The organism is Photobacterium makurazakiensis, from assembly GCF_050336715.1.
In the GTDB taxonomy this organism is placed as follows: Bacteria; Pseudomonadota; Gammaproteobacteria; order Enterobacterales; family Vibrionaceae; genus Photobacterium; species Photobacterium makurazakiensis.
In genome coordinates, this window is the sequence record NZ_JAKJSJ010000012.1 from 86,383 (window position 1) to 107,308 (window position 20,926).

General features: G+C 45.1%; 17 protein-coding genes. 2 read left to right on the plus strand and 15 right to left on the minus strand.

Features of this window, described 5'->3' with window-relative positions:
• Positions 1-8 precede the first annotated feature (8 nt).
• The 10 genes from L4D09_RS05045 to murJ form a co-directional block, all read right to left on the minus strand.
• A complete protein-coding gene (locus L4D09_RS05045) occupies positions 9-863 on the minus strand; it encodes a magnesium transporter (RefSeq protein WP_428456404.1) in 855 nt (284 codons plus the stop codon).
• Positions 864-1,419: 556 nt separating this feature from the next.
• Entirely contained in the window at positions 1,420-4,644 is a 3,225-nt protein-coding gene (carB, locus tag L4D09_RS05050) for a carbamoyl-phosphate synthase large subunit (protein WP_428456405.1), read from the minus strand.
• Between the two features lie 17 nt (positions 4,645-4,661).
• On the minus strand, positions 4,662-5,801 hold the full coding sequence (gene carA, locus L4D09_RS05055; protein ID WP_428456406.1) for a glutamine-hydrolyzing carbamoyl-phosphate synthase small subunit: 1,140 nt from the start codon (positions 5,799-5,801) through the stop codon (positions 4,662-4,664).
• A gap of 564 nt (positions 5,802-6,365) precedes the next feature.
• On the minus strand, positions 6,366-7,175 hold the full coding sequence (gene dapB, locus L4D09_RS05060) for a 4-hydroxy-tetrahydrodipicolinate reductase (RefSeq protein WP_428456407.1): 810 nt from the start codon (positions 7,173-7,175) through the stop codon (positions 6,366-6,368).
• A gap of 134 nt (positions 7,176-7,309) precedes the next feature.
• The gene (ispH, locus tag L4D09_RS05065; RefSeq protein ID WP_428456408.1) at positions 7,310-8,251 is read right to left on the minus strand and encodes a 4-hydroxy-3-methylbut-2-enyl diphosphate reductase; all 942 of its coding nucleotides are present in this window, start codon (positions 8,249-8,251) and stop codon (positions 7,310-7,312) included.
• Between the two features lie 12 nt (positions 8,252-8,263).
• Positions 8,264-8,698 carry an FKBP-type peptidyl-prolyl cis-trans isomerase gene (fkpB, locus tag L4D09_RS05070; protein WP_428456409.1) on the minus strand — a complete coding sequence of 145 codons (435 nt, stop codon included), beginning with the start codon at positions 8,696-8,698 and terminating at the stop codon, positions 8,264-8,266.
• A 98-nt stretch (positions 8,699-8,796) separates the two neighbouring features.
• Positions 8,797-9,327 (minus strand): signal peptidase II, encoded by a 531-nt coding sequence (gene lspA / locus L4D09_RS05075; RefSeq protein WP_428456410.1) that lies wholly within the window; start codon positions 9,325-9,327, stop codon positions 8,797-8,799.
• Positions 9,327-12,167 carry an isoleucine--tRNA ligase gene (gene ileS, locus L4D09_RS05080; RefSeq protein ID WP_428456411.1) on the minus strand — a complete coding sequence of 947 codons (2,841 nt, stop codon included), beginning with the start codon at positions 12,165-12,167 and terminating at the stop codon, positions 9,327-9,329. Before ileS ends, lspA begins: the two co-directional genes overlap by 1 nt.
• Positions 12,164-13,135: a bifunctional riboflavin kinase/FAD synthetase gene (gene ribF / locus L4D09_RS05085; protein WP_428456412.1), complete on the minus strand. Its 972-nt coding sequence runs from the start codon at positions 13,133-13,135 to the stop codon at positions 12,164-12,166. Before ribF ends, ileS begins: the two co-directional genes overlap by 4 nt.
• A 146-nt stretch (positions 13,136-13,281) precedes the next feature.
• On the minus strand, positions 13,282-14,841 hold the full coding sequence (gene murJ / locus L4D09_RS05090; protein ID WP_428456413.1) for a murein biosynthesis integral membrane protein MurJ: 1,560 nt from the start codon (positions 14,839-14,841) through the stop codon (positions 13,282-13,284).
• Positions 14,842-15,049: 208 nt separating this feature from the next.
• Between murJ and rpsT the strand changes: the two genes are divergently transcribed.
• Positions 15,050-15,310 carry a 30S ribosomal protein S20 gene (gene rpsT, locus L4D09_RS05095; RefSeq protein WP_428456414.1) on the plus strand — a complete coding sequence of 87 codons (261 nt, stop codon included), beginning with the start codon at positions 15,050-15,052 and terminating at the stop codon, positions 15,308-15,310.
• A 70-nt stretch (positions 15,311-15,380) separates the two neighbouring features.
• Here the strand turns inward: rpsT and L4D09_RS05100 are convergent, their stop codons facing one another.
• The 4 genes from L4D09_RS05100 to nhaA all read right to left on the minus strand — a co-directional run bounded on the left by L4D09_RS05100 (position 15,381) and on the right by nhaA (position 18,243).
• Entirely contained in the window at positions 15,381-15,677 is a 297-nt protein-coding gene (locus L4D09_RS05100) for an ArsR/SmtB family transcription factor (RefSeq protein ID WP_428456415.1), read from the minus strand.
• 106 nt (positions 15,678-15,783) lie between these two features.
• Complete coding sequence (gene nhaR, locus L4D09_RS05105; protein ID WP_428456416.1) at positions 15,784-16,671, minus strand: transcriptional activator NhaR; 888 nt, start codon at positions 16,669-16,671, stop codon at positions 15,784-15,786.
• A 145-nt stretch (positions 16,672-16,816) separates the two neighbouring features.
• Positions 16,817-17,083: a hypothetical protein gene (locus L4D09_RS05110; protein WP_428456417.1), complete on the minus strand. Its 267-nt coding sequence runs from the start codon at positions 17,081-17,083 to the stop codon at positions 16,817-16,819.
• 2 nt (positions 17,084-17,085) lie between these two features.
• Positions 17,086-18,243: a Na+/H+ antiporter NhaA gene (nhaA, locus tag L4D09_RS05115; protein WP_428456418.1), complete on the minus strand. Its 1,158-nt coding sequence runs from the start codon at positions 18,241-18,243 to the stop codon at positions 17,086-17,088.
• 479 nt (positions 18,244-18,722) lie between these two features.
• On the opposite strand from nhaA, the gene L4D09_RS05120 reads away from it, so the two are divergent.
• Positions 18,723-19,868: a Na/Pi symporter gene (locus tag L4D09_RS05120; RefSeq protein WP_428456419.1), complete on the plus strand. Its 1,146-nt coding sequence runs from the start codon at positions 18,723-18,725 to the stop codon at positions 19,866-19,868.
• A 141-nt stretch (positions 19,869-20,009) separates the two neighbouring features.
• Here L4D09_RS05120 and L4D09_RS05125 read toward each other — a convergent pair whose 3' ends face one another.
• Positions 20,010-20,861, minus strand: a complete 852-nt coding sequence (locus L4D09_RS05125) for a thymidylate synthase (protein WP_428456420.1) — start codon at positions 20,859-20,861, stop codon at positions 20,010-20,012.
• Positions 20,862-20,926 lie beyond the last annotated feature (65 nt).

The following is a 20,926-nucleotide window of genomic DNA, read 5'->3' on the forward strand; positions in this document are numbered from 1 at the left end:
ACTTACGTTTAAGCTAACCCCAAAAACAGATTTACCGTCTTGAAGTAGATGATCATACCGGTGATATCAACCACAGAGGCTAAAACCGGGCTTACCAATACTGCAGGATCGAGCTTACAAGCACGGGCAATCATCGGCAGCACGCCACCAACGGTTGTAGATAGTACCACCTGCATTGAAATAGCAACGCCAATCGCCAGTGCGATATCAATTAATTGCATCCCAGCCGGAAGCGAAGAACTATCACTGAACATCATCACTCGACCAACGATAACCGCAGCCAGAACGCCAGCAATAACCATCGCAACGCGAAACTCTTTCCACATCACTTTAGCCCAGTCACGACAGCGTATTTCTTCCATCGCGAGGGCCCTAACCACCAAGGTCGCGGCTTGAGAGCCCGTATTACCACCCGCTGCAGCAATTACAGGCATATAAATTGCCAATAATACTAGCTGGCTTAGCGTGTCTTCATAATGTGAAATAATCAAGCCAGAAACAATGCCTAGCAATGCTAAGCCGACAATCCAGCCAATACGCTCACGAACATGACTAAATACACTGTTTTGCAAGTAGTGCCCAGCAGGCTCTGCTTCAGAACAAATCAAACCAAGGCCGTTGGCCAAGTGGCGCATGCAGACCTCTTCATCCATTTCATCAAGTAGATCAAGCAGCGTCTGTACATGGCGCAAAGGCACCTCATGAAGCATTGCAATCGCTTCAGACATCGGCATTTTAATGAGCAATCTTGCTTGCTCATTAATGTCATACTTCAAAAATGCATTACGAACAGCTAGAACATCGTTCTGAGCTAAATTTTCATTTACCAGTGCAGCATCAGCTGCATAGTTCATTACCGCCATGGCGAATCTCCCGATTGGCTAACAGTAACGACCACCAGAATATATCTAACATAAAGTACGTGCTACATCTGACCTCAAGACTTGAGTAAAGCCACGAAAATCACGCACAGTTACGCTATGTTAAAAACATTCATTATTGAGAATACGGCAAGAAAATCGAGGAAAAGTTTGTCTTAAAAAGATTATCAGAAGTGATAAAGAGAACAGACTGTTCCGAACCTGAGGGTGGTTCGGAAATTAGAGACCGACGACACCATTAACAGGTTTGATTTTCCACCTTCATACTCGGGGGATGGTCGGTATCGTTCATTAAAGTCTCCAAAGAATAAATGTCGTTTATACGACGCGGCTAATTTTACGCAATTCAGTTATCAGTTCAAGCGATATTTACATTATAAACAACACAAAATATTAATGGGTTAACACATTCACAAGACTATGACATTAGTTTGAATTAAATATTTCTAACGCCTGCCTATTAACCATATTTAGGGCTTAGCATAGATAAAAAAATGGCCTGCATAAGCAGGCCATTTTCAATTTTAATCAATGATGATTATGCATCTTTCAGGCGAGCATGAAGTTCTTGAACTGAAGTAACCTTATTGCGGTCATCTGCACTCCATGCCATGCACGTTGCAAACGCTGCATTTAGCGTCGTGGTGTAGTTCACCTTCTCTGCCAACGCACCGCGACGAAGTACTTTAGAATCTTCAATCGCTTGACGGCCTTCAGCGGTGTTCACGATGTAGGTGTACTCATTGTTCTTGATACGGTCAAGAATATGAGGACGACCTTCGTGTACCTTGTTAACCAAACGAGGGTTAATGCCAGCTTCACCAAGTACCACAGCTGTGCCGTGTGTAGCATCAAGCTCATAACCTTGTTTAACCAGCTTAGAAGCCAGGTCAACTACACGTTGCTTGTCGTTACCGCGAACAGACAGCAGTGCGCGACCTTTTGCTTGCTTCTCTTTGCTACAACCAAGCTCAGCTTTAGCAAAGGCTTCAGCAAACGTATCACCAACACCCATAACCTCACCAGTAGAGCGCATTTCTGGGCCTAATAGTGGGTCAACGCCTGGGAATTTATTGAATGGCAATACCACTTCTTTCACTGAGTAGTAAGGTGGAATAATTTCTTTAGTAAAGCCTTGCGACTCTAAAGATTGACCAGCCATTACACGCGCTGCAATTTTCGCCAGTGGTGCACCTGTCGCCTTAGAAACGAACGGGACAGTACGCGCTGCACGCGGGTTAACTTCAATCAGGTAAACTTCATTGTCTTTAACCGCGAATTGCGTATTCATCAGGCCGCGAACACCCAGTTCAAACGCTAGCTTTTCAACTTGCTGGCGCATTACATCTTGGATTTCTTTGCTTAAGGTATAAGCAGGTAGTGAACATGCTGAATCACCTGAGTGAACACCCGCTTGCTCGATGTGCTCCATGATACCGCCGATAACCACACGCTCGCCATCGCAGATAGCATCCACATCTACTTCAATCGCATCATCAAGGAAGCGGTCAAGCAGTACTGGTGATTCATTTGAAACGCTAACGGCTTCGTTGAAGTAACGGCGTAAGTCTTGCTCGTCGTATACGATTTCCATCGCACGACCACCTAGAACATACGATGGACGAACAACAAGAGGGAAACCAATTTCTTTTGATTTCTCAACGGCTTGTTCCATTGCTGTTACGGTCGCATTTTCTGGCTGTAGCAAACCTAAACGCTCAACAGCCGCTTGGAAGCGTTCACGGTCTTCTGCACGGTCAATCGCATCAGGGCTGGTACCAATAATTGGCACACCTGCCGCTTCTAGCGCACGCGCTAATTTCAGTGGTGTTTGACCACCGTATTGCACGATAACGCCTTTCGGCTTTTCAACACGTGCGATAGCCAGTACGTCTTCCAGTGTAACTGGCTCGAAGTATAGGCGGTCAGACGTATCGTAATCTGTCGATACCGTTTCTGGGTTACAGTTAACCATGATGGTTTCATAACCATCTTCACGCAGTGCTAATGATGCATGTACACAACAGTAGTCAAACTCGATACCTTGGCCGATACGGTTTGGACCGCCACCAAGTACCATAATTTTGTCGTTGTCTGTTGGCTGAGCTTCACACTCTTCATCGTATGATGAGTACATGTAAGCGGTGTCAGATGAGAACTCTGCCGCACAAGTATCAACACGCTTGTACACAGGGTGGATATCAAATTGGTCACGCAGCCTGCGGATCTCTGACTCAGCCACGCCAAGTAGCGTCGCAAGACGTGCATCAGCAAAGCCTTTACGCTTAAGCTTACGTAGTACCGTTGCGTTCAGACCAGCGAAACCACCGTCTTTAACCGCTTGCTCTTCTTTTACAAGATCTTCGATTTGTACTAGGAACCAACGATCAACATTGGTTAGGTTGAATACGCCATCAACTGACATGCCCGCACGGAATGCATCGGCGATGTACCAAATACGCTCAGAGCCCGCATCTTTTAGTTCATGACGAATAGTTGTTAGTGCATCAGGTGCATCTAAATCAACCATTTCATCAAAACCGTTAGCGCCAACTTCTAAGCCACGCAGCGCTTTTTGTAGTGATTCTTGTTGGTTACGACCGATCGCCATCACCTCACCAACTGACTTCATCTGTGTAGTCAGGCGGTCATTAGCACCAACAAATTTTTCGAAGTTAAAACGAGGGATCTTTGTAACAACGTAGTCGATAGTTGGTTCAAATGAAGCTGGTGTTGCGCCACCTGTGATGTCATTCATCAGTTCATCAAGCGTAAAGCCAACCGCAAGTTTCGCTGCGATTTTAGCAATCGGGAAACCTGTCGCTTTTGATGCTAGTGCAGAAGAACGCGATACACGTGGGTTCATCTCGATGATAACCATACGGCCATCTTTCGGGTTAATACCAAACTGTACGTTTGAACCGCCCGTTTCAACACCAATTTCACGCAATACTGCTAGCGATGCATTACGCATTAGCTGGTATTCTTTGTCTGTTAATGTTTGTGCCGGTGCAACTGTGATCGAGTCACCCGTGTGGATGCCCATGGCATCGAAGTTTTCGATCGTACAAACAATGATACAGTTATCATTTTTGTCTCGAACGACTTCTGTCTCGTACTCCTTCCAGCCGATCAATGATTCATCGATAAGCAGTTCGTTCGTTGGTGACAAATCAAGGCCACGACGACAGATTTCTTCGAACTCTTCTTTGTTATATGCGATACCGCCACCGGTACCACCCATAGTGAAAGAAGGACGGATAATACAAGGGAAGCCAACCATCTCTTGAACGCGGTATGCTTCTTCCATCGTTTTTGCTGTATCAGCACGTGGACACTCAAGGCCGATTGATTTCATCGCCTTGTCAAAGCGAGAACGATCTTCTGCTTTATCAATCGCGTCGGCCGTTGCACCAATCATTTCAACGCCGAACTCAGCCAGCACACCGTGCTTTTCAAGATCAAGCGCACAGTTCAATGCTGTTTGACCACCCATAGTCGGCAGAACTGCATCTGGACGTTCTTTTTCGATGATTTTGCGAACCACTTCCCAGTGGATTGGTTCGATATAAGTCGCATCAGCCATGTCTGGGTCAGTCATGATTGTTGCTGGGTTCGAGTTAACAAGAATTACACGGTAGCCTTCTTCACGAAGTGCTTTACACGCTTGCGCACCCGAGTAGTCAAATTCGCAAGCCTGGCCGATAACAATCGGGCCAGCACCTAGAATCAGAATACTTTTAATATCATTACGTTTTGGCATCTTTTACTACTCCGGACTTAGGCGCTGTGCTTTTTTAGCAATTCGATAAAGTGATCAAACAATGGTGCTGCATCGTGTGGACCAGGGCTTGCTTCAGGGTGACCTTGGAAGCTAAATGCTGGTTTATCTGTACGATGAATACCTTGTAGTGAACCATCAAACAGTGATTTATGCGTTGCTCGTAGGTGCTCAGGTAAGCTTGCTTCATCTACGGCAAAACCGTGGTTCTGTGCAGTGATCATTACTACATCACGGTCTAGGTCTTTAACCGGGTGGTTTGCACCGTGGTGACCAAATTTCATTTTTACTGTTTGCGCGCCACTTGCCAGAGCAAGAATTTGGTGGCCAAGACAGATACCAAATACCGGTAGGCCTTTTTCTAGGAACGTCTTGGTTGCTTCAATTGCGTAAGTACATGGTTCTGGATCACCAGGGCCGTTCGATAAGAACACACCATCTGGATTCAGAGCCAATACGTCTTCAGCTGAAGTTTGAGCAGGAACAACCGTTAAACGACAGCCTCGGTCAACCAACATACGTAGGATGTTACGTTTAGCACCGAAATCATACGCGACAACGTGGAACGGTAATTCGCTGTCAGCCTTTGCTTCTGGTAAACCGCCTTCAAGCGTCCAAGAACCTTGTTTCCAAGTGTATGCTTCTGAGGTTGTTACTTCTTTTGCTAAGTCCATGCCCTTCAGGCCTGGGAACTCTTTCGCTTTCGCTAGTGCTAGCGCTTCATCAAGGTTATTACCCGCAATCACACAACCGTTTTGTGCGCCTTTCTCACGAAGAATTCGTGTCAGCTTGCGGGTATCGATATCGGCAATACCAACGATATTTTGTGATTTTAAGTAATCAGAGAGAGTTTGTTCACAGCGGAAGTTTGAAGCAATAAGAGGGAGATCACGAATTACCAAGCCTTGCGCGTGGATTGAAGTTGATTCTTCGTCTTCGGAATTGGTTCCGGTGTTGCCAATATGGGGATAAGTAAGAGTAACAATTTGTTGAGAGTAAGAAGGGTCAGTGAGAATTTCCTGATACCCCGTCATCGAGGTATTAAAAACAACTTCACCAACGGCCGAACCATCTGCCCCAATGGACACGCCGCGGAACACTGTCCCATCTTCTAGGACTAACAGTGCTAATTTGCTCAAGACAACCTCCAAAAAATAATAAAAATGCAGTCAAAACAGATAAACTTGCAATTACCCATTCCATACAACGTCAAAAACCGAGTCAAGCGCAATTTTGACAAATTGCGCGCATTCTATGTTTCAGAGTGGACTCTGTCAACTTTTCCGCCAAAATAAAATCACATTACGGAAGACTCAGGACAAAAACAGCTCTAAACATAAAAAACGCAAAGAATTGCATCTGTTTAATGACTCATTGTGTGAAGCAAGATCCGTTTTATCGTTTGCTTTTTTCTTGCGCAACGGACACCAACTCTTCTCAAGTAAAAAGCCCAAAAATAGCCAACAAAAGTTATCTTTTTAATGCTTTCACTACAAATACACAGCGAAAACCAAAAACATCACACACTAAAATTAGCTAAGATCACGCATATTTCGCATATAAGATAAAATAAAAGGTAGGGCTTTTTTTTACACGTTTATGCATAAAAAGAAATGAGCAAATCGCTAACAATAGTGAATATACCCTCTAGCAATAAGTGACCAAAGGGTATTAATAGTATGTTCTGGTATCAATTAGCTTGATTACAACTCATCAAGCCCCAGCACATCATGCATGGTATAAAAGCCAGATTGCTTATTATTTAACCAAACAGCGGCACGCACTGCGCCGTTAGCAAATGTCATTCGGTCAGTCGCTTTGTGGGTGATCTCTACACGTTCACCAATATCAGCAAACATTGCGGTATGTTCACCAACAATATCACCGGCGCGGATCGTGGCAAAACCAATCTCATCACGGCTACGTTCGCCTGTTATCCCTTCGCGCGCATACACGGCAACATCACTAAGTTCATTGCCCATTGCACCAGCAATCGCCTCGCCCATACCAATTGCTGTACCAGAAGGTGCATCCACCTTATGGCGGTGGTGAGCTTCGATGACTTCGATGTCGCAATAATCACCCATCACCTTGGCCGCTTTTTCGAGCAACTTAAAGACTAAGTTCACCCCAACGCTGTAGTTGGGTGCCATCACTATGGGCGTCGCCTTGGCCGCTTGGTCGATAATTACACGCTCTTCTTCGGTAAAGCCCGTCGTGCCAATCACCACCTTTTTACCGTGTTGCTGACAAATTTTAATATTGGCTAACGTCGCAGCTGGCGCAGTGAAATCAATCAAGACATCAAAATCATTAATCGCTTTTGCGAGATCATCAACAATAACGACTGATACTGCACCAACACCAGCTAATTCACCAGCATCGGCGCCAACCAATGTCGACTCTGCTCGCTCAGTGGCAGTACCAATCTCTGCCGCTTCCGATAAATATGTCGCCTTCAATAGCTGCCGGCCCATACGTCCTGCCGCACCAGCAATCGCGATTCTAACCATTGCGTTACATCTCCCTAGTTTTCTGTTTCGTGAACACCAATGTAGCTTGTTGAGACTGATAAAAAAAGACAAAAAAAAGCCTCGGTGGCTACCAAGGCTTTCAATATGACCAGATCATGCTATGTCCCGGCTGGTTACACGTTTTTAACTTGTAACTCTCGCGGCACTTCAAAGAACATATTTTCTTCACGGCCACTAAGCTCTTCCACATCAGCACCGCTCAATTCTTGAATACGTGCAATGATTTGGTTTACCAGCTCTTCAGGTGCAGATGCCCCAGCTGTTACCCCAACTTTCGCCTTACCCGTAAACCATGCACCATCGACATCTTCAGGACAATCGGTTAAATAACCTGGCGTCCCTAATTTTTCAGCGAGTTCGCGTAGTCGGTTCGAGTTTGATGAGTTTTTAGAACCGACGACTATCATGACATCAACGTTTGCTGCCATTTCTCGTACTGCATCTTGGCGATTTTGCGTTGCATAGCAAATATCATCTTTACGTGGCCCTTGGATCTCAGGGAATACTTCACGCAGTTTGGTGATTACATCTGCTGTTTCATCAACTGATAGCGTAGTTTGGCTTACATAGTGGAAGTTACTTGGATCTTTAACTTGCAATAGCTCGACATCTTCTGGTTTTTCAACCAAATACATACCACCCTCATCACTCGCATACTGCCCCATCGTTCCTTCAACTTCCGGGTGGCCAGCATGGCCAATCAAGACCACTTCCATGTTGCGGCGGCTCGCGCGCGCCACTTCCATATGAACTTTGGTCACCAATGGGCAAGTGGCATCAAAGACGGTGAGTTGTCGGGATTTAGCTTCACTGCGTACTGCTTGTGATACACCATGAGCAGAAAAAATCACAATATTGTCATCAGGCACTTCATGAAGCTCTTCAACAAAGATCGCCCCTCGTTGCTTCAAGCCTTCGACGACAAAACGATTATGAACAACTTCATGGCGAACATAGATCGGTGGTTGGTACATTTCTAATGCACGTTCAACAATACTGATGGCACGGTCAACACCGGCACAAAAACCACGAGGGTTTGCAAGTAAGATTTTCATTGCTAACAGCTCTTAATGTTCAATGGCAACGACTTCCACATCGAAAGTAACGCGCTGCCCTGCAAGAGGGTGATTGAAGTCAACGGTCACAGAGTCACCGGCAACGTCAGTAATAATACTAGGAATATCGCCACCATCAGGGCCAGCAAAGGCAATAATATTGCCGACTTCAGCAGGAGCATCCGCCCCAAATTTAGTGCGATCAACATGGTGGATATTATCTGGATTTGGCATTCCAAATGCATCTTCAGGTTCAAGGACAAAGCTACTCTTTTGACCTTGCTCTAAACCCAGTAAGCATTTTTCGAAGTTATCCGTTAGGCTACCATCACCCATCCGAAATTTTGCCGGTTTGCCCATTGCTTGGGTTGAATCTGCGACTGAACCATCATCCAGCTTAATGGCAAAGTGCATGAGTACTTCACTGTTTTCCACAATTACCGACATGTTACATCCTTTGATTACTGCCTTTATTGTGCCCATTTAACAACAAAGCGCCACCCGTATCAACGGACAGCGCTTAGGGTTATCGAGTATATCCGCTTTTAGTGCTTAACGGGTTGTTTCTTTTTATCTGACAAGAAGCCTTCTAAAATAATCAAACCAGCGCCAATACAAATTGCTGTATCAGCTAGGTTAAAGGCTGGCCAGTGATAAGTTCCAACATAAAAGTCTAGAAAATCAACCACAAAGCCGTGATATATCCGATCAAACAAATTACCTAATGCACCACCGATGATCAGCGCATAAGCCACATTAGCGATTTTATTTGTCGCAGGGGCTTTTCGCATCCAATAGGTCAGCATTGCGCAAACACCCAAAGCTATCGCTGTAAATAACCAACGCTGCCAACCACCAGCATCACTCAAAAAGCTAAATGCCGCACCGTAGTTATGAACATAGAGCAAATTGAAAAATGGCAGCAGCTCAATACGGTTTGGCCAACCGTACTCCATCGTATTCATCACGATAAGCTTAGTCGCAACATCGGCAATGAATACCAGAACCGCTAGCCAAAGCCAGCGAACTCCTGATTGTTTAAGCGGTAGTCCTTTCTCAGGCGATAACTTAGTCATTAGGCAAACTTACGCTCTTCGCCTTCACCACTAACGTTAGTCACACAACGGCCACAAACTTCTTCGTGCCCCTCGATAGTGCCAACATCAGCAACATGGTGCCAACAACGATCACACTTCGCCGCTTCAGATGCATTAACAGTCACAAATAGACCTTCAACATCCGTTTCTTGAGCGCCTTCCGGCTTGCTATCTGCAATTGCAACAGCAGCCTTCGACGTTAATAGGACAAAGCGCAGTTCATCTTCAAGCGTATTCAATTTCGTCGCCAATGCTTCATTTGCATGCAGAACAACTTCTGCCTGTAAAGAACCACCAATGACTTTGTCTTTACGCGCACCTTCAAGCAATTTGTTTACTACACCACGAACGGTCTGGATTTCAGTCCAAAATTCGTTGTTTAGCTCTTCGCCTTCTGCAAGACCAAATAGACCGTCGAACCATTCGCCAGTAAAGACAAACTTGTCACGCTGGCCTGGCATCTCATTCCAGATTTCGTCTGCAGTGAATGACATAATCGGTGCCATCCAGCGAACCAGTGCTTCTACGATGTAGTACAGCGCAGTCTGACAGCTACGTTGTGCGTGACCGCCTTGCTTGGCTGTGTACTGGCGATCTTTGATTACGTCTAAGTAGAAAGAACCCATCTCAACAGAACAGAATTGCATCAAACGCTGCGTTACACCGTGTAGGTTATATTCGTCATACGCTTTAATGATTTCTTCTTGTGCCGCCATTGCGCGACCCACAGCCCAGCGGTCTAGTGCAACCATATCTTCTGGTGCAACTAGATCGGTTTCAGGGTTGAAGCCACTCAAGTTCGCTAAGAAGAAGCGCGATGTGTTACGAATACGACGGTATGCATCAGCCGAACGCTTTAGGATTTCATCAGAAACCGCAACTTCGCCAGTGTAATCCGTTGATGCAACCCATAGGCGCAAGATATCAGCACCCAGCTTGTTAGTTACATCCTTTGGCGCCACAACGTTACCAACAGATTTAGACATCTTACGACCTTGGCCATCAACCACGAAACCGTGCGTTAATACTTGGTTGTAAGGTGCTTTGCCTTTCATTGCGACAGATGAAATCAATGAAGACTGGAACCAACCTCGGTGTTGATCTGAACCTTCTAGATATAGATCAGCAGCATGGCCGTTATATTCTTCGCGGCTATCAACAACAGAGAAGTGCGTTACACCAGAATCGAACCATACGTCTAGTGTATCAAGTACTTTCTCGTAGTTAGCAGCATCCGCTTCGCCCATTAATTCTGCTGGGTCAAGATCCCACCATGCTTGAATGCCTTTTTGCTCAACAAGCTGTGCCACTTTTTCAATAAGCTCACGCGTGTCAGGGTGAAGCTCTTGAGTTTCTTTATGAACGAACAGGGCAATTGGTACACCCCAAGTACGTTGACGAGAGATACACCATTCTGGGCGACCTTCAACCATACCTTCGATACGGCTTTGGCCCCATTCAGGTAACCATTGAACGCCCTTGATCTCACCTAGTGCTTTAGCGCGAAGGCCTGCTTTGTCCATTGAGATGAACCACTGCGGCGTTGCACGGAAGATAATAGGTGTTTTATGGCGCCAGCAATGTGGGTAGCTGTGCTCATAAGCATGGTGGTGTAATAGCGCACCGTGCTCTTTTAGTGTTTCTACAACAACATCGTTAGCTTTAAAGACGTGTTGACCTGCAAACAGCTCAGTATCAGGTAAGTAAACACCGTTACTACCAACTGGGTTCGCCACTTCAAGGTTGTATTTTTGACCAACTACGAAGTCTTCTTGACCATGGCCTGGAGCGGTATGTACACAACCCGTACCAGATTCAGTCGTCACGTGATCACCAAGGATCACTGGCACATCAAAGCTGTAGAATGGGTGATTGAAGCGTACAAGCTCTAAATCAGCACCTTTACAGAAACCAAGGTTATGGAAGTGCTCAATACCAGCACGATCCATCACATCTTTAGCTAGCTCTGCTGCAACAATAAGTCGGTGTGCTGGTTGCTCATCTGTTGCGTCAACTTGAACTAATACATATTCAAGATCATCACGTACAGCAACGGCACGGTTAGCTGGAAGCGTCCAAGGCGTGGTTGTCCAAATAACAACAGACACATCACCTTGACCTTCATGGCCTTCGGCACAGTTAAATTTAGCAACAACACCTGCTTCATCAACCGCTTTAAATTTAACGTCGATAGAAGGTGATACTTTATCTTGGTATTCAACTTCAGCTTCAGCCAATGCAGAACCACAATCAGTACACCAGTGAACAGGCTTAAAGCCTTTCAGTAGGTGGTCGTTATCTGCAATTTTGCCCAGAGAACGAATGATGTTCGCTTCTGTTGCAAAATCCATTGTACGGTAAGGCTTGTCCCACTGACCTAGTACACCTAGGCGAACGAAGCTTTCTTTTTGACCTTCAACTTGACCCGCTGCGTACTCACGACACTTTTGACGGAATTCAGCAGCTGTCAGTTTACGACCAGGCTTACCCCACTTTTTTTCTACCATCAATTCGATAGGTAGACCGTGGCAATCCCAACCTGGAATGTAAGGAGCATCAAAGCCAGAAAGTGTCTTTGACTTAATAATAATGTCTTTAAGAATTTTATTTAGCGCGTGACCAATGTGAATATCACCGTTGGCGTATGGAGGGCCATCGTGCAATATGAAGGATTTCTTCCCCTTCTTAGCTTTACGGATTTCACCGTAAAGATCTTCATCATTCCAACGTTTTAGCATTACTGGCTCACGTTGTGCCAGGTTGCCTCGCATCGGAAACCCTGTTTCAGGTAAGTTCAGGGTATCTTTATAGTCACTCATTGATTCTCGATTCCGTTACTTGGGCGAAGTTGGACATTATTACGCTCAGACAGCCACACCCGTGCTGTTTGAGCATCACGCTCGATTTGTGCTTTTAGCGCATCGAATGATTCGAATTTTATTTCGTCGCGCAGCTTATGCTGCAATACGACATCTAGCTGAACTCCGTAAAGGTCAGCTTTAAAATCAAACAGGTGCACTTCCAATTGGCGGCGTACCCCGTTGACTGTTGGTCGACGACCAACATTTGCAACCCCGGGTAGCGGGGTGCTAGCAATACCGTGTACTTCAACTGCATAAACGCCAGATACCGGAGAAACTCGACGCTTAAGTGGAATATTTGCGGTTGGAAAACCAATAGTCCGCCCAAGCTTCCGCCCATGTGATACGCGCCCAGAGATACTAAATGGACGCCCTAACATAGACTCAGCAAGTACAAGTTGATCACTCGCCAAGGCTTGGCGAATAGCCGTACTACTTACACGTTGCTCTGAGACACAGAAACTCTGCGTACTAACGACGGTAAAGCCATGTTCTTTTCCGGCGGCTTCTAATAAAGCAAAATCACCGCTACGGCCTTGGCCAAAGCGGAAATCATCACCGACAACCAAAAATTTAACACCCAATTGCTCAACCAACAAGCGACGGATAAAATCTTGCGCAGATAAGCTGGCGAAATGGCTGTTAAAATTAACACATAAAAAGCGATCTAACCCGACTTGCTTGAGATGCGAATACTTGTCTCGAAAGCGGGTTAAACGGGCCGGAGCATGGTCGCCAGCAAATAGCTCTTGCGGCTGAGGCTCGAAGCTCATCACCGTCGCGGGGCAGCCAAGTGCCTGCGCCTTGGCTATCACCTTGCGCAACACAGCTTGGTGGCCAAGATGAACACCGTCAAAATTACCAATCGTTAATACGCATCCACGATGCCTAGATTGGATATTATGTATACCTCGGATTAATTCCATGCGCCGTTATTATTTTCGCAGAGTGAAAAACTGACGGATTATATACTACTCTCAACCCATCATACCAATCTGATTCAGATTCTGACCACTTAGCGAATAATTTATCACCTTTTCTAAATGTTCAAACCATAAATATGCTTAACTTTCTAGCTCGCCGCTCTCAAATGTCGAGGACGAACCCCTAGCAATAAGACCGAGACTAAGTATACAAGTGCACCCACACCAATCAAGCCAACTAACCAGCCGACACGCATTAATAGCGTCCAGCCGAGCCATTGAGTCATTGCAGGCAACACCGATAACAGCATCGCTACCATTGCAGTGCCGGCAATCACTAATTTAACAACGAATACCAACGTTTCTTTACTAATTCGATATATGCCACCACGGTGAAGTCCGCGGTATAACAGCGCGGCATTGACCAATGCTGACAGCGCCGTTGCCATTGCCAAACCTACATAACCATAAAAATAAGCAAAAATGGCATTAAATACCATGTTCGTGATCATGGCTATGATGCCGTAACGCACTGGTGTTTTAGTATCTTGACGAGCGTAATAGCCAGGGGCCAATACCTTGATCATCATAAAATTGAGTAAACCAGACGCATAAGCAAGCAGCGATAGTGACGCTTGCTCAACATCAAATGCTGAAAACTCACCACGCATGAACAATACCATTAACATCGGTTTAGCTAATACCATCAAGCCTAGCATCGCTGGCACACCGAGTAACAGTACCATTCGTACGCCCCAATCCATGGTCTGGGAAAACTGCTCTGGGTTTTGGTCAACGTGCTTTCGTGACAGAGCAGGCAATATGACTGTCGCAATAGCAATGCCGAACAAACCTAACGGAAACTCCAACAGTCGGTCAGCGTAATACAACCAGCTGATTGACCCCGTCGTAAGGAAGCTTGCAATGAAGGTATCAAACAATAAGTTAATTTGACTCACCGATACACCAAACAGGGCGGGGATCATCAAAGTGCGAATTTTAACAACCCCAGGATCACGCCAACCCCACTGAGGTTTAACCAGCATGCCTTCTTTATAAAGAAAAGGCAGTTGAAATAGAAACTGAATGAGGCCACCGAGGAAAACACCAATGGCTAACCCAATTTCAGGTTGAGCAAGGTTAGGCGCTAAAAACCAGGCGCAGCCAATAATAGCGACATTCAAAAATACAGGGGTAAATGATGAAACCGCAAATTTACCCAAGGTATTCAATATTGCCCCAGACAGTGCAACAAAGGTGATAAACCATAGGTAGGGGAACGTAATTTTCAGCAGCAAGCTCGCCAACTCAAATTTTGGTGCTGCTGGGCCGCCATTTAGCCAATCAATAAACCAGCCGGCACCAAACAATGCGGTAACAACCCCTGAGCCTAATACCCCCAGGAGCGTTACGATGGTGACGATGATACCCAGCGTGCCCGATGCACGGGCAATTAGTTGGCGGGTTTTATCTATATCACCCGAGGCATGATATTCGGTTAAGACAGGCACAAATGCCTGCGAGAAAGCCCCTTCTGCAAATAACCGCCGTAGAAAGTTCGGAATCTTATTGGCAAAAAAGAAAACATCGGCCGCAGCCCCCGCCCCCATTAGGTTTGCTACCACCACATCACGTACTAAACCAAGCACTCGCGAGACCAGTGTCATCGTACTAACAATCAGTCCTGAGCGTAAAAGACGCTTGCTCACAAAAAAAACCTCATAAAAGATGGCCCCAAAAGGTGACTTCTGAGTCCAAATGCTGGTAAAATCTGCCGCCATATTAACTGTGTTAATCCGCAAGTGCCAATTCAATTGGTTCGGCGGTTATTTGCACAAATCATTTGACATTATTCGGTTTAAGAGGCATAGTCCTCGGCCTTAAATTGTCACCGTACCAAGATTTGGAGTTATACCCTTGGCAAATATCAAATCTGCTAAGAAACGTGCGCTTACTTCAGAAAAACGCCGCCAGCATAACGCTAGCCGTCGTTCTATGATGCGTACTTTCTTCAAGAAAGTTGTTGCTGCTATCGAAGCTGGTAACAAAGAAGCTGCTACTCAAGCTTTCAATGAAATGCAACCTGTTTTGGACCGCATGGCTACTAAAGGCCTGATCCACAAAAACAAAGCTGCACGTCAAAAAGCTCGTCTAGTGACTAAGATCAAAGCTCTTTAATTTGAGTTCTGATTTTTGATAAAAAAACCGGCTTGCGCCGGTTTTTTTATATCTTCATTTTACTGTCGCACTAGGCTCGACAGTACATTTTATGAAGTAATTGGATCATAGCCTTCACTTCATCGCTTTTAAGGCGATAAAACACGGTCTGAGCCTCTTTTCTCGTTTCCACTAGACCATCCCGCCGAAGCCAGGCTAAATGCTGGGACAACGCTGACTGGCTAAGCCCTAGCTTATCACTCATCATTCCCACTGACATTTCTTCTTCAAGCAAATAGCAAAGAATAAACAAACGCCGTTCATTCGCCATGGCTTTAAGCAGCGCTACGGCCTTAGGAGCATTCTGCTCCATTTGCTGCAGTTCCATACTGCTACCACCTTTAAATTCAGTTAATGCTAATGTACTTAATTTATTAGGGGTTTTCTAGCCACCTACAGCAAATAATCCAACTGTTCAGCAAAAAACTGAAACCTTATTTAAACATCTTGCTAAAATCTGCCTCACATATCTTCTTCACCGCAGGGTGCATGATCATTCGCTCGGCAAAAATAACATAGTATTCTTCTTTAATTTCCTTCACTCGCCTTACTTCGCGGATATTACTGTCATCTTCAAGCTCTGCGGCATAAATGGAAGGCGCAACAAACATCGACTTCTGATAGCGACCAAATGCTTTCATCAGTGCCGCATCATCGAATTCACCGAGAATATTAGGTGTAAGACCCATTTGATCGAACCAATGGTGTAGCTTACGCCCCATCGCGGTACGTTGCCCTGGGATCAATAGCTTGAAATCTTCAATACAAGCAGGGAAATTCAGCACAGCATCAGGTTCAGTACAAAAGAAACTCATGGTCGATTCACCCAGCTTCTTACTATACAAGCCAGGGCTTTGACTCGAATCAACAGGGCAATCCGATAGGATCATATCCACTTTATGTAGAGAGAGCTGCTCAAGCAGCATTTCATGAGTCGACTCATAACACCGCAAGTGAATACGTTCATCTTCTGGTAACCCTTCCATCAGCACTTTACTGACGAGCCGCTTAGAGAGAGCATCCGCAACACCCACTTCCAACAAAAGGTTCTCTCGTTGGGTGTAGTTGACGATATCAAGCATCTGATAACTCAAGTCAAACATCTTATCGGCGTACTGAAAAACTAGCTGCCCCAGCTCTGTAGGCTCGATATTACGCCCGACTCGCTTGGTCAACTTGCCTTTTAGCCGTTCTTCTAGTGCTCGAATTTGTCCTGTAACTGTCTGTGGCGCAAGAAAAAGCGCATCAGCCGCTTTAGTTACCGACCCCTGCTTACATACCATCCAGAAGTAATATAAGTGGTTATAGTTTAAGTGAGACATCGTAAGAAACCATTATCCAAAATATAAAGTAATATCTTGTACTTAATATTACCCATATAAAAATCCCAGGGCTCAGCTTACGCTCAGGACCTGGGAGCTTCAACACTAATTACCGACTATAATACCGATAATTGGCCGTAATAGTCTATTCTGCTGATGATGCTGCCTTTTTATCAACCGACACCATTCTTCGCGAGCGTTCACCAACGCGTTGTTCTAACGCGCGCGAACGGAAAGTACTGACTGGCTCAATGGCTGCCACTTGTAAACTTTCTTTCCCGTGATTCAAGCCCGCAAGATAAGCTTGGCAGAGCTTACTGTCGCTTTCATGTAGACAACTGTCATAGTCAGAAGGCACAGCAACAACAGATGCTGATGTTAGCGCCGCGATAATAATCAAAAGTCCTTTCATAATTACCCCTCGGTTTTTGGCAACGAGCGACTCAGCAAGGCATAACCAAGCAACGCCGAAATCGTCGACCCCAGTAAAATACCCAAGCGAGAATATGTACTGAAGTCTTCAGGTGCGCCGACAAAGGCCAGCGACGAAATGAAGATCGACATCGTAAAGCCGATACCACATAGCACTGATACTGCAAAAATCTGTTTGAGCCCTATCCCTTCAGGCATTTTTGCCATCCCCGTTTTAATCGCGAGGTAGCTGAATGTAAAAATACCCAGTGGTTTACCAATCAATAGTCCAAGCGCGATGCCTAAAGGCAACATGGAGGTTAAGCCCGACAGTGAAACACCTTGTAGCGAGATACCTGCATTTGCAAACGCAAACAACGGTAGGATCAAGAATGCAACATAAGGGTGCAATACATGCTCTAGATGTTTCAACGGTGAATACGTATCAGAGCGCCCGTCTTCGCCAGATAATGGGATCGCAAACCCAAGCACGACACCTGCAAGTGTTGCATGCACGCCTGATTGCAGCACGCTGAACCACAACACGGCACCCACGATGACGTACCAAGATAATTTAGTGACGTTCTTTGCGTTCATCACAAACAAAGCTGTTGTTGAAGCAAAAGCGACTGCCAATGCCAGCGTAGACAGATCACTACTATAAAACAGTGCAATAATAACGATAACGCCAAGGTCATCAATAATGGCCAGCGCAAGTAGGAATACTTTCAGGCTAACCGGAACACGTTTACCTAACAACGCCATTACGCCAAGCGCAAAAGCGATATCTGTTGCGGCTGGAATCGCCCACCCTTGTAACGCTAGTGGATCTGCATAGTTGAACGCAACGTAAACAAGTGCAGGAGCAAGCATACCGCCGACAGCTGCAATTGCGGGAAATATCGCTTTCTCTTTAGTATTAAGCGCACCTTCAATTAACTCACGCTTAACTTCCAAACCAATCAAAAGGAAAAACACCGCCATTAGGCCATCGTTAATCCAGTGGGCGACTGATAGTCCTGCAATATAAGTATGTAGAGTCCCGTTATAAATTTCTTGTAACGGGGAGTTTGCTATTACCATCGCAACAATCGCAGCAATGATTAAGATAATCCCGCCAGCAGACTCTAACTTTAGAAATTTACGAATCGCATCGGTCATTGACCGGAACTCCTTTAAATGAAACAAATTTTACAAATAAAATGTAAATTTAGTTTAGCCGTCACAGCACGAAATTGTTAAATCGTTTGTTCAGAAGTTAGACATCGGAAAAACCGAGCATTACATATGTATACAAAGCAATATCCGCACTATCTCTATTTAAAGCCAAACTTATCACTAGTAACTGTCATAAACGCAGTAATAACCAATATAGAATCGAAAAAAAACAAATAAAACAAAAAAAATGCCTTCTTCGTAAAACTAGCACAGCACAACAATAAATGCATATAAATCACCAACTTAAAAAACCAGTTCAATATTCTTTACAGTAATTAATTTCTGTTCAGCTCACAAAAGAAGCACAAATTAACTTTATGACAGACGGTGTCATATTTCTGAAATATTCGATCTCTACCATCGCCCACAGATTTCAAAAAAATGAAACCAAAACGACATATTCCTGTCATGGAGAAATGATTATGACTACCCAAGCCACTACTGCTGAACAGCCATTGAGCAGCTCTATGCGTTGGGTCCGCTGGGCTAACCTTGTATTCATGCTGTATCTACTATTAGTTGCAGTTTCACTGGTAAGCGGCGGCTTTAAATGGTCTGTTGGCGAACAAGCAAAAACATTGTTTGAATTTGCCTCTCACCCAGTTGCAGGATTAATGATCGGCCTTGTCGCCACATCACTAATCCAGTCATCAAGTACAGTAACATCTATCATCGTTGGTTTAGTTGCTGGTGGTTTGCCAGTTGAAACAGCTATCCCTATGGTAATGGGTGCCAACATTGGCACAACATTAACCAATACGTTAGTTAGTTTAGGCCACGCTCGTTGTAAAGAAGAGTTCCGCCGTGCATTTGCAAGTGCCACTATCCATGACTTTTTCAATCTACTTGCCGTCGTCATTTTCTTACCTGTAGAGATGATGTTTGGCCTGCTGGATAAAATCTCAACATGGTTAGTCTCGCCAATGATGAGCGCGGGCGACATGAGCATGGACGGGTTAAATTTCATGAAAGTGCTGACTCAGCCAGCGGTTTCTGCAATTAAAGGTCCATTGCAATCATTCGGCCAAACAGGTGGCCTAATCATGATTGCCATTGGTATTGCGATTATCTTCATGGCAATTACCGTTATGGGTAAACTCATGCGTAGCTTAATGGTAGGCCGTGCTCGAGATATCCTAAAAAGCGCTATCGGTCGTGGTCCAATCCACGGTATCGCGTCAGGCACGGTTGTTACTATCTTGGTGCAGTCTTCATCAACAACGACTAGCTTGATGGTACCGCTAGTAGGTACTGGCGTACTAAAAGTACGCGATGTATACCCATTCACACTTGGTGCTAACATCGGTACTTGTATCACGGCATTGCTTGCAGCAACGGCAGTAACAGGTGAGTACGCGGTCTTTGCATTACAAATTGCTTTAGTACACCTTGTATTTAATGTCTTAGCTACCCTGCTTATCTTTGGTATTCCATTCCTACGAGAATTACCATTGAAAGGTGCTTTCTTTATCGGTGAGCTTGGGACAAAAAATAAAGCGGCTGTTGCAGGCTACCTTGGTTTAGTCTTTGTTGCCATTCCAGGTACAATCCTAGCCCTGACTGCATAACCCATTAATTAAAAACGAAAAAAGCCCCGCATCGCGGGGCTTTTTTTTTATTTCAGAACTCACAGAGCAAAAAAGAAATCACAAATAAAAAACAAAGTCAAATGTGTCAATCTGCACCAATGGTTACCTTCTGAAATAAACTTACACAGAAAAAGGGTATTTTATAGGTTCATGATGCTGATAACCGACAACCTCAAAATCATCCATTGTGACCCAAGTCTCTAAGTCTTCGAGTGATTTGATCTCTGGATTAATCTTCAACTGCGGTAACGCAAGTGGTTCACGCTGTAGTTGTACATCACGCATTAGCTCAAGCTGATCTTCATAGATGTGGGCATTAATGATTTTGTGGTAAGCCTGACCTGGCTTTTTACCCGTGATTTGAGCGATTAACGCCAGTAGGGTATAAACTTGAATTTGGTTAAAGTTAAGCCCTAGCGGCACATCACAAGAGCGCTGGTAACTGGTTAAATACAAGGTATCACCAAGCAGCGAGAAGGTATGTGTATGCATGCAAGGGCGCAAGCAGCCCATATCAAACTCACCTGGGTTATAAAACGTCAGAATTTCACCGCGGTCATCAATCCCTTTCGTTAGATTCTCAACAATCTTGCGGAGCTGATCAATCGTAGTGCCGTCAGGCTTCTGCCAGCTACGGCCTTGCACACCATAAACACGCCCCATGTCATCTTCCCCCTTACGGTGAGGGTTATTAAGCCAAGCTTGGTTGTCATTGGCATTCATATCCCAAGTTTTGGTACCCAGCTGACGGAAATCTGCTGCATTATCATAACCACGGATATAACCCAGCAATTCAGCAATCGCCGATTTCCAGAAGCTTTTCCGGGTCGTGATCAGCGGAAACTGATTATTAGCAACATCGTAGTTCAAATCGGCATTTACCACGGTCAGGCAACGCTTGCCTGTACGCTGGTTTTCAATCCATACCCCTTCGTCAACGATGCGCTGACACAGCTCTAAATATTGTTTCATCTTTCCGCTGGCCTTAATTTAACCGATAAAAATTGGTGATAATTCTACACGAAAAAGGGCAGTCC

Bases quoted from the DNA above. Each gene is read 5' to 3' on its own strand.
- ileS (WP_428456411.1), bottom strand. From the start codon at position 12,167: ATGAGTGACTATAAAGATACCCTGAACTTACCTGAAACAGGGTTTCCG.
- dapB (WP_428456407.1), bottom strand. From the start codon at position 7,175: ATGGTTAGAATCGCGATTGCTGGTGCGGCAGGACGTATGGGCCGGCAG.
- nhaR (WP_428456416.1), bottom strand. From the start codon at position 16,671: ATGTCTCACTTAAACTATAACCACTTATATTACTTCTGGATGGTATGT.
- L4D09_RS05110 (WP_428456417.1), bottom strand. From the start codon at position 17,083: ATGAAAGGACTTTTGATTATTATCGCGGCGCTAACATCAGCATCTGTT.
- fkpB (WP_428456409.1), bottom strand. From the start codon at position 8,698: ATGTCGGTAATTGTGGAAAACAGTGAAGTACTCATGCACTTTGCCATT.
- L4D09_RS05100 (WP_428456415.1), bottom strand. From the start codon at position 15,677: ATGGAACTGCAGCAAATGGAGCAGAATGCTCCTAAGGCCGTAGCGCTG.
- carB (WP_428456405.1), bottom strand. From the start codon at position 4,644: ATGCCAAAACGTAATGATATTAAAAGTATTCTGATTCTAGGTGCTGGC.
- nhaA (WP_428456418.1), bottom strand. From the start codon at position 18,243: ATGACCGATGCGATTCGTAAATTTCTAAAGTTAGAGTCTGCTGGCGGG.
- lspA (WP_428456410.1), bottom strand. From the start codon at position 9,327: ATGACTAAGTTATCGCCTGAGAAAGGACTACCGCTTAAACAATCAGGA.
- ispH (WP_428456408.1), bottom strand. From the start codon at position 8,251: ATGAAAATCTTACTTGCAAACCCTCGTGGTTTTTGTGCCGGTGTTGAC.
- L4D09_RS05045 (WP_428456404.1), bottom strand. From the start codon at position 863: ATGGCGGTAATGAACTATGCAGCTGATGCTGCACTGGTAAATGAAAAT.
- L4D09_RS05120 (WP_428456419.1), top strand. From the start codon at position 18,723: ATGACTACCCAAGCCACTACTGCTGAACAGCCATTGAGCAGCTCTATG.
- L4D09_RS05125 (WP_428456420.1), bottom strand. From the start codon at position 20,861: ATGAAACAATATTTAGAGCTGTGTCAGCGCATCGTTGACGAAGGGGTA.
- ribF (WP_428456412.1), bottom strand. From the start codon at position 13,135: ATGGAATTAATCCGAGGTATACATAATATCCAATCTAGGCATCGTGGA.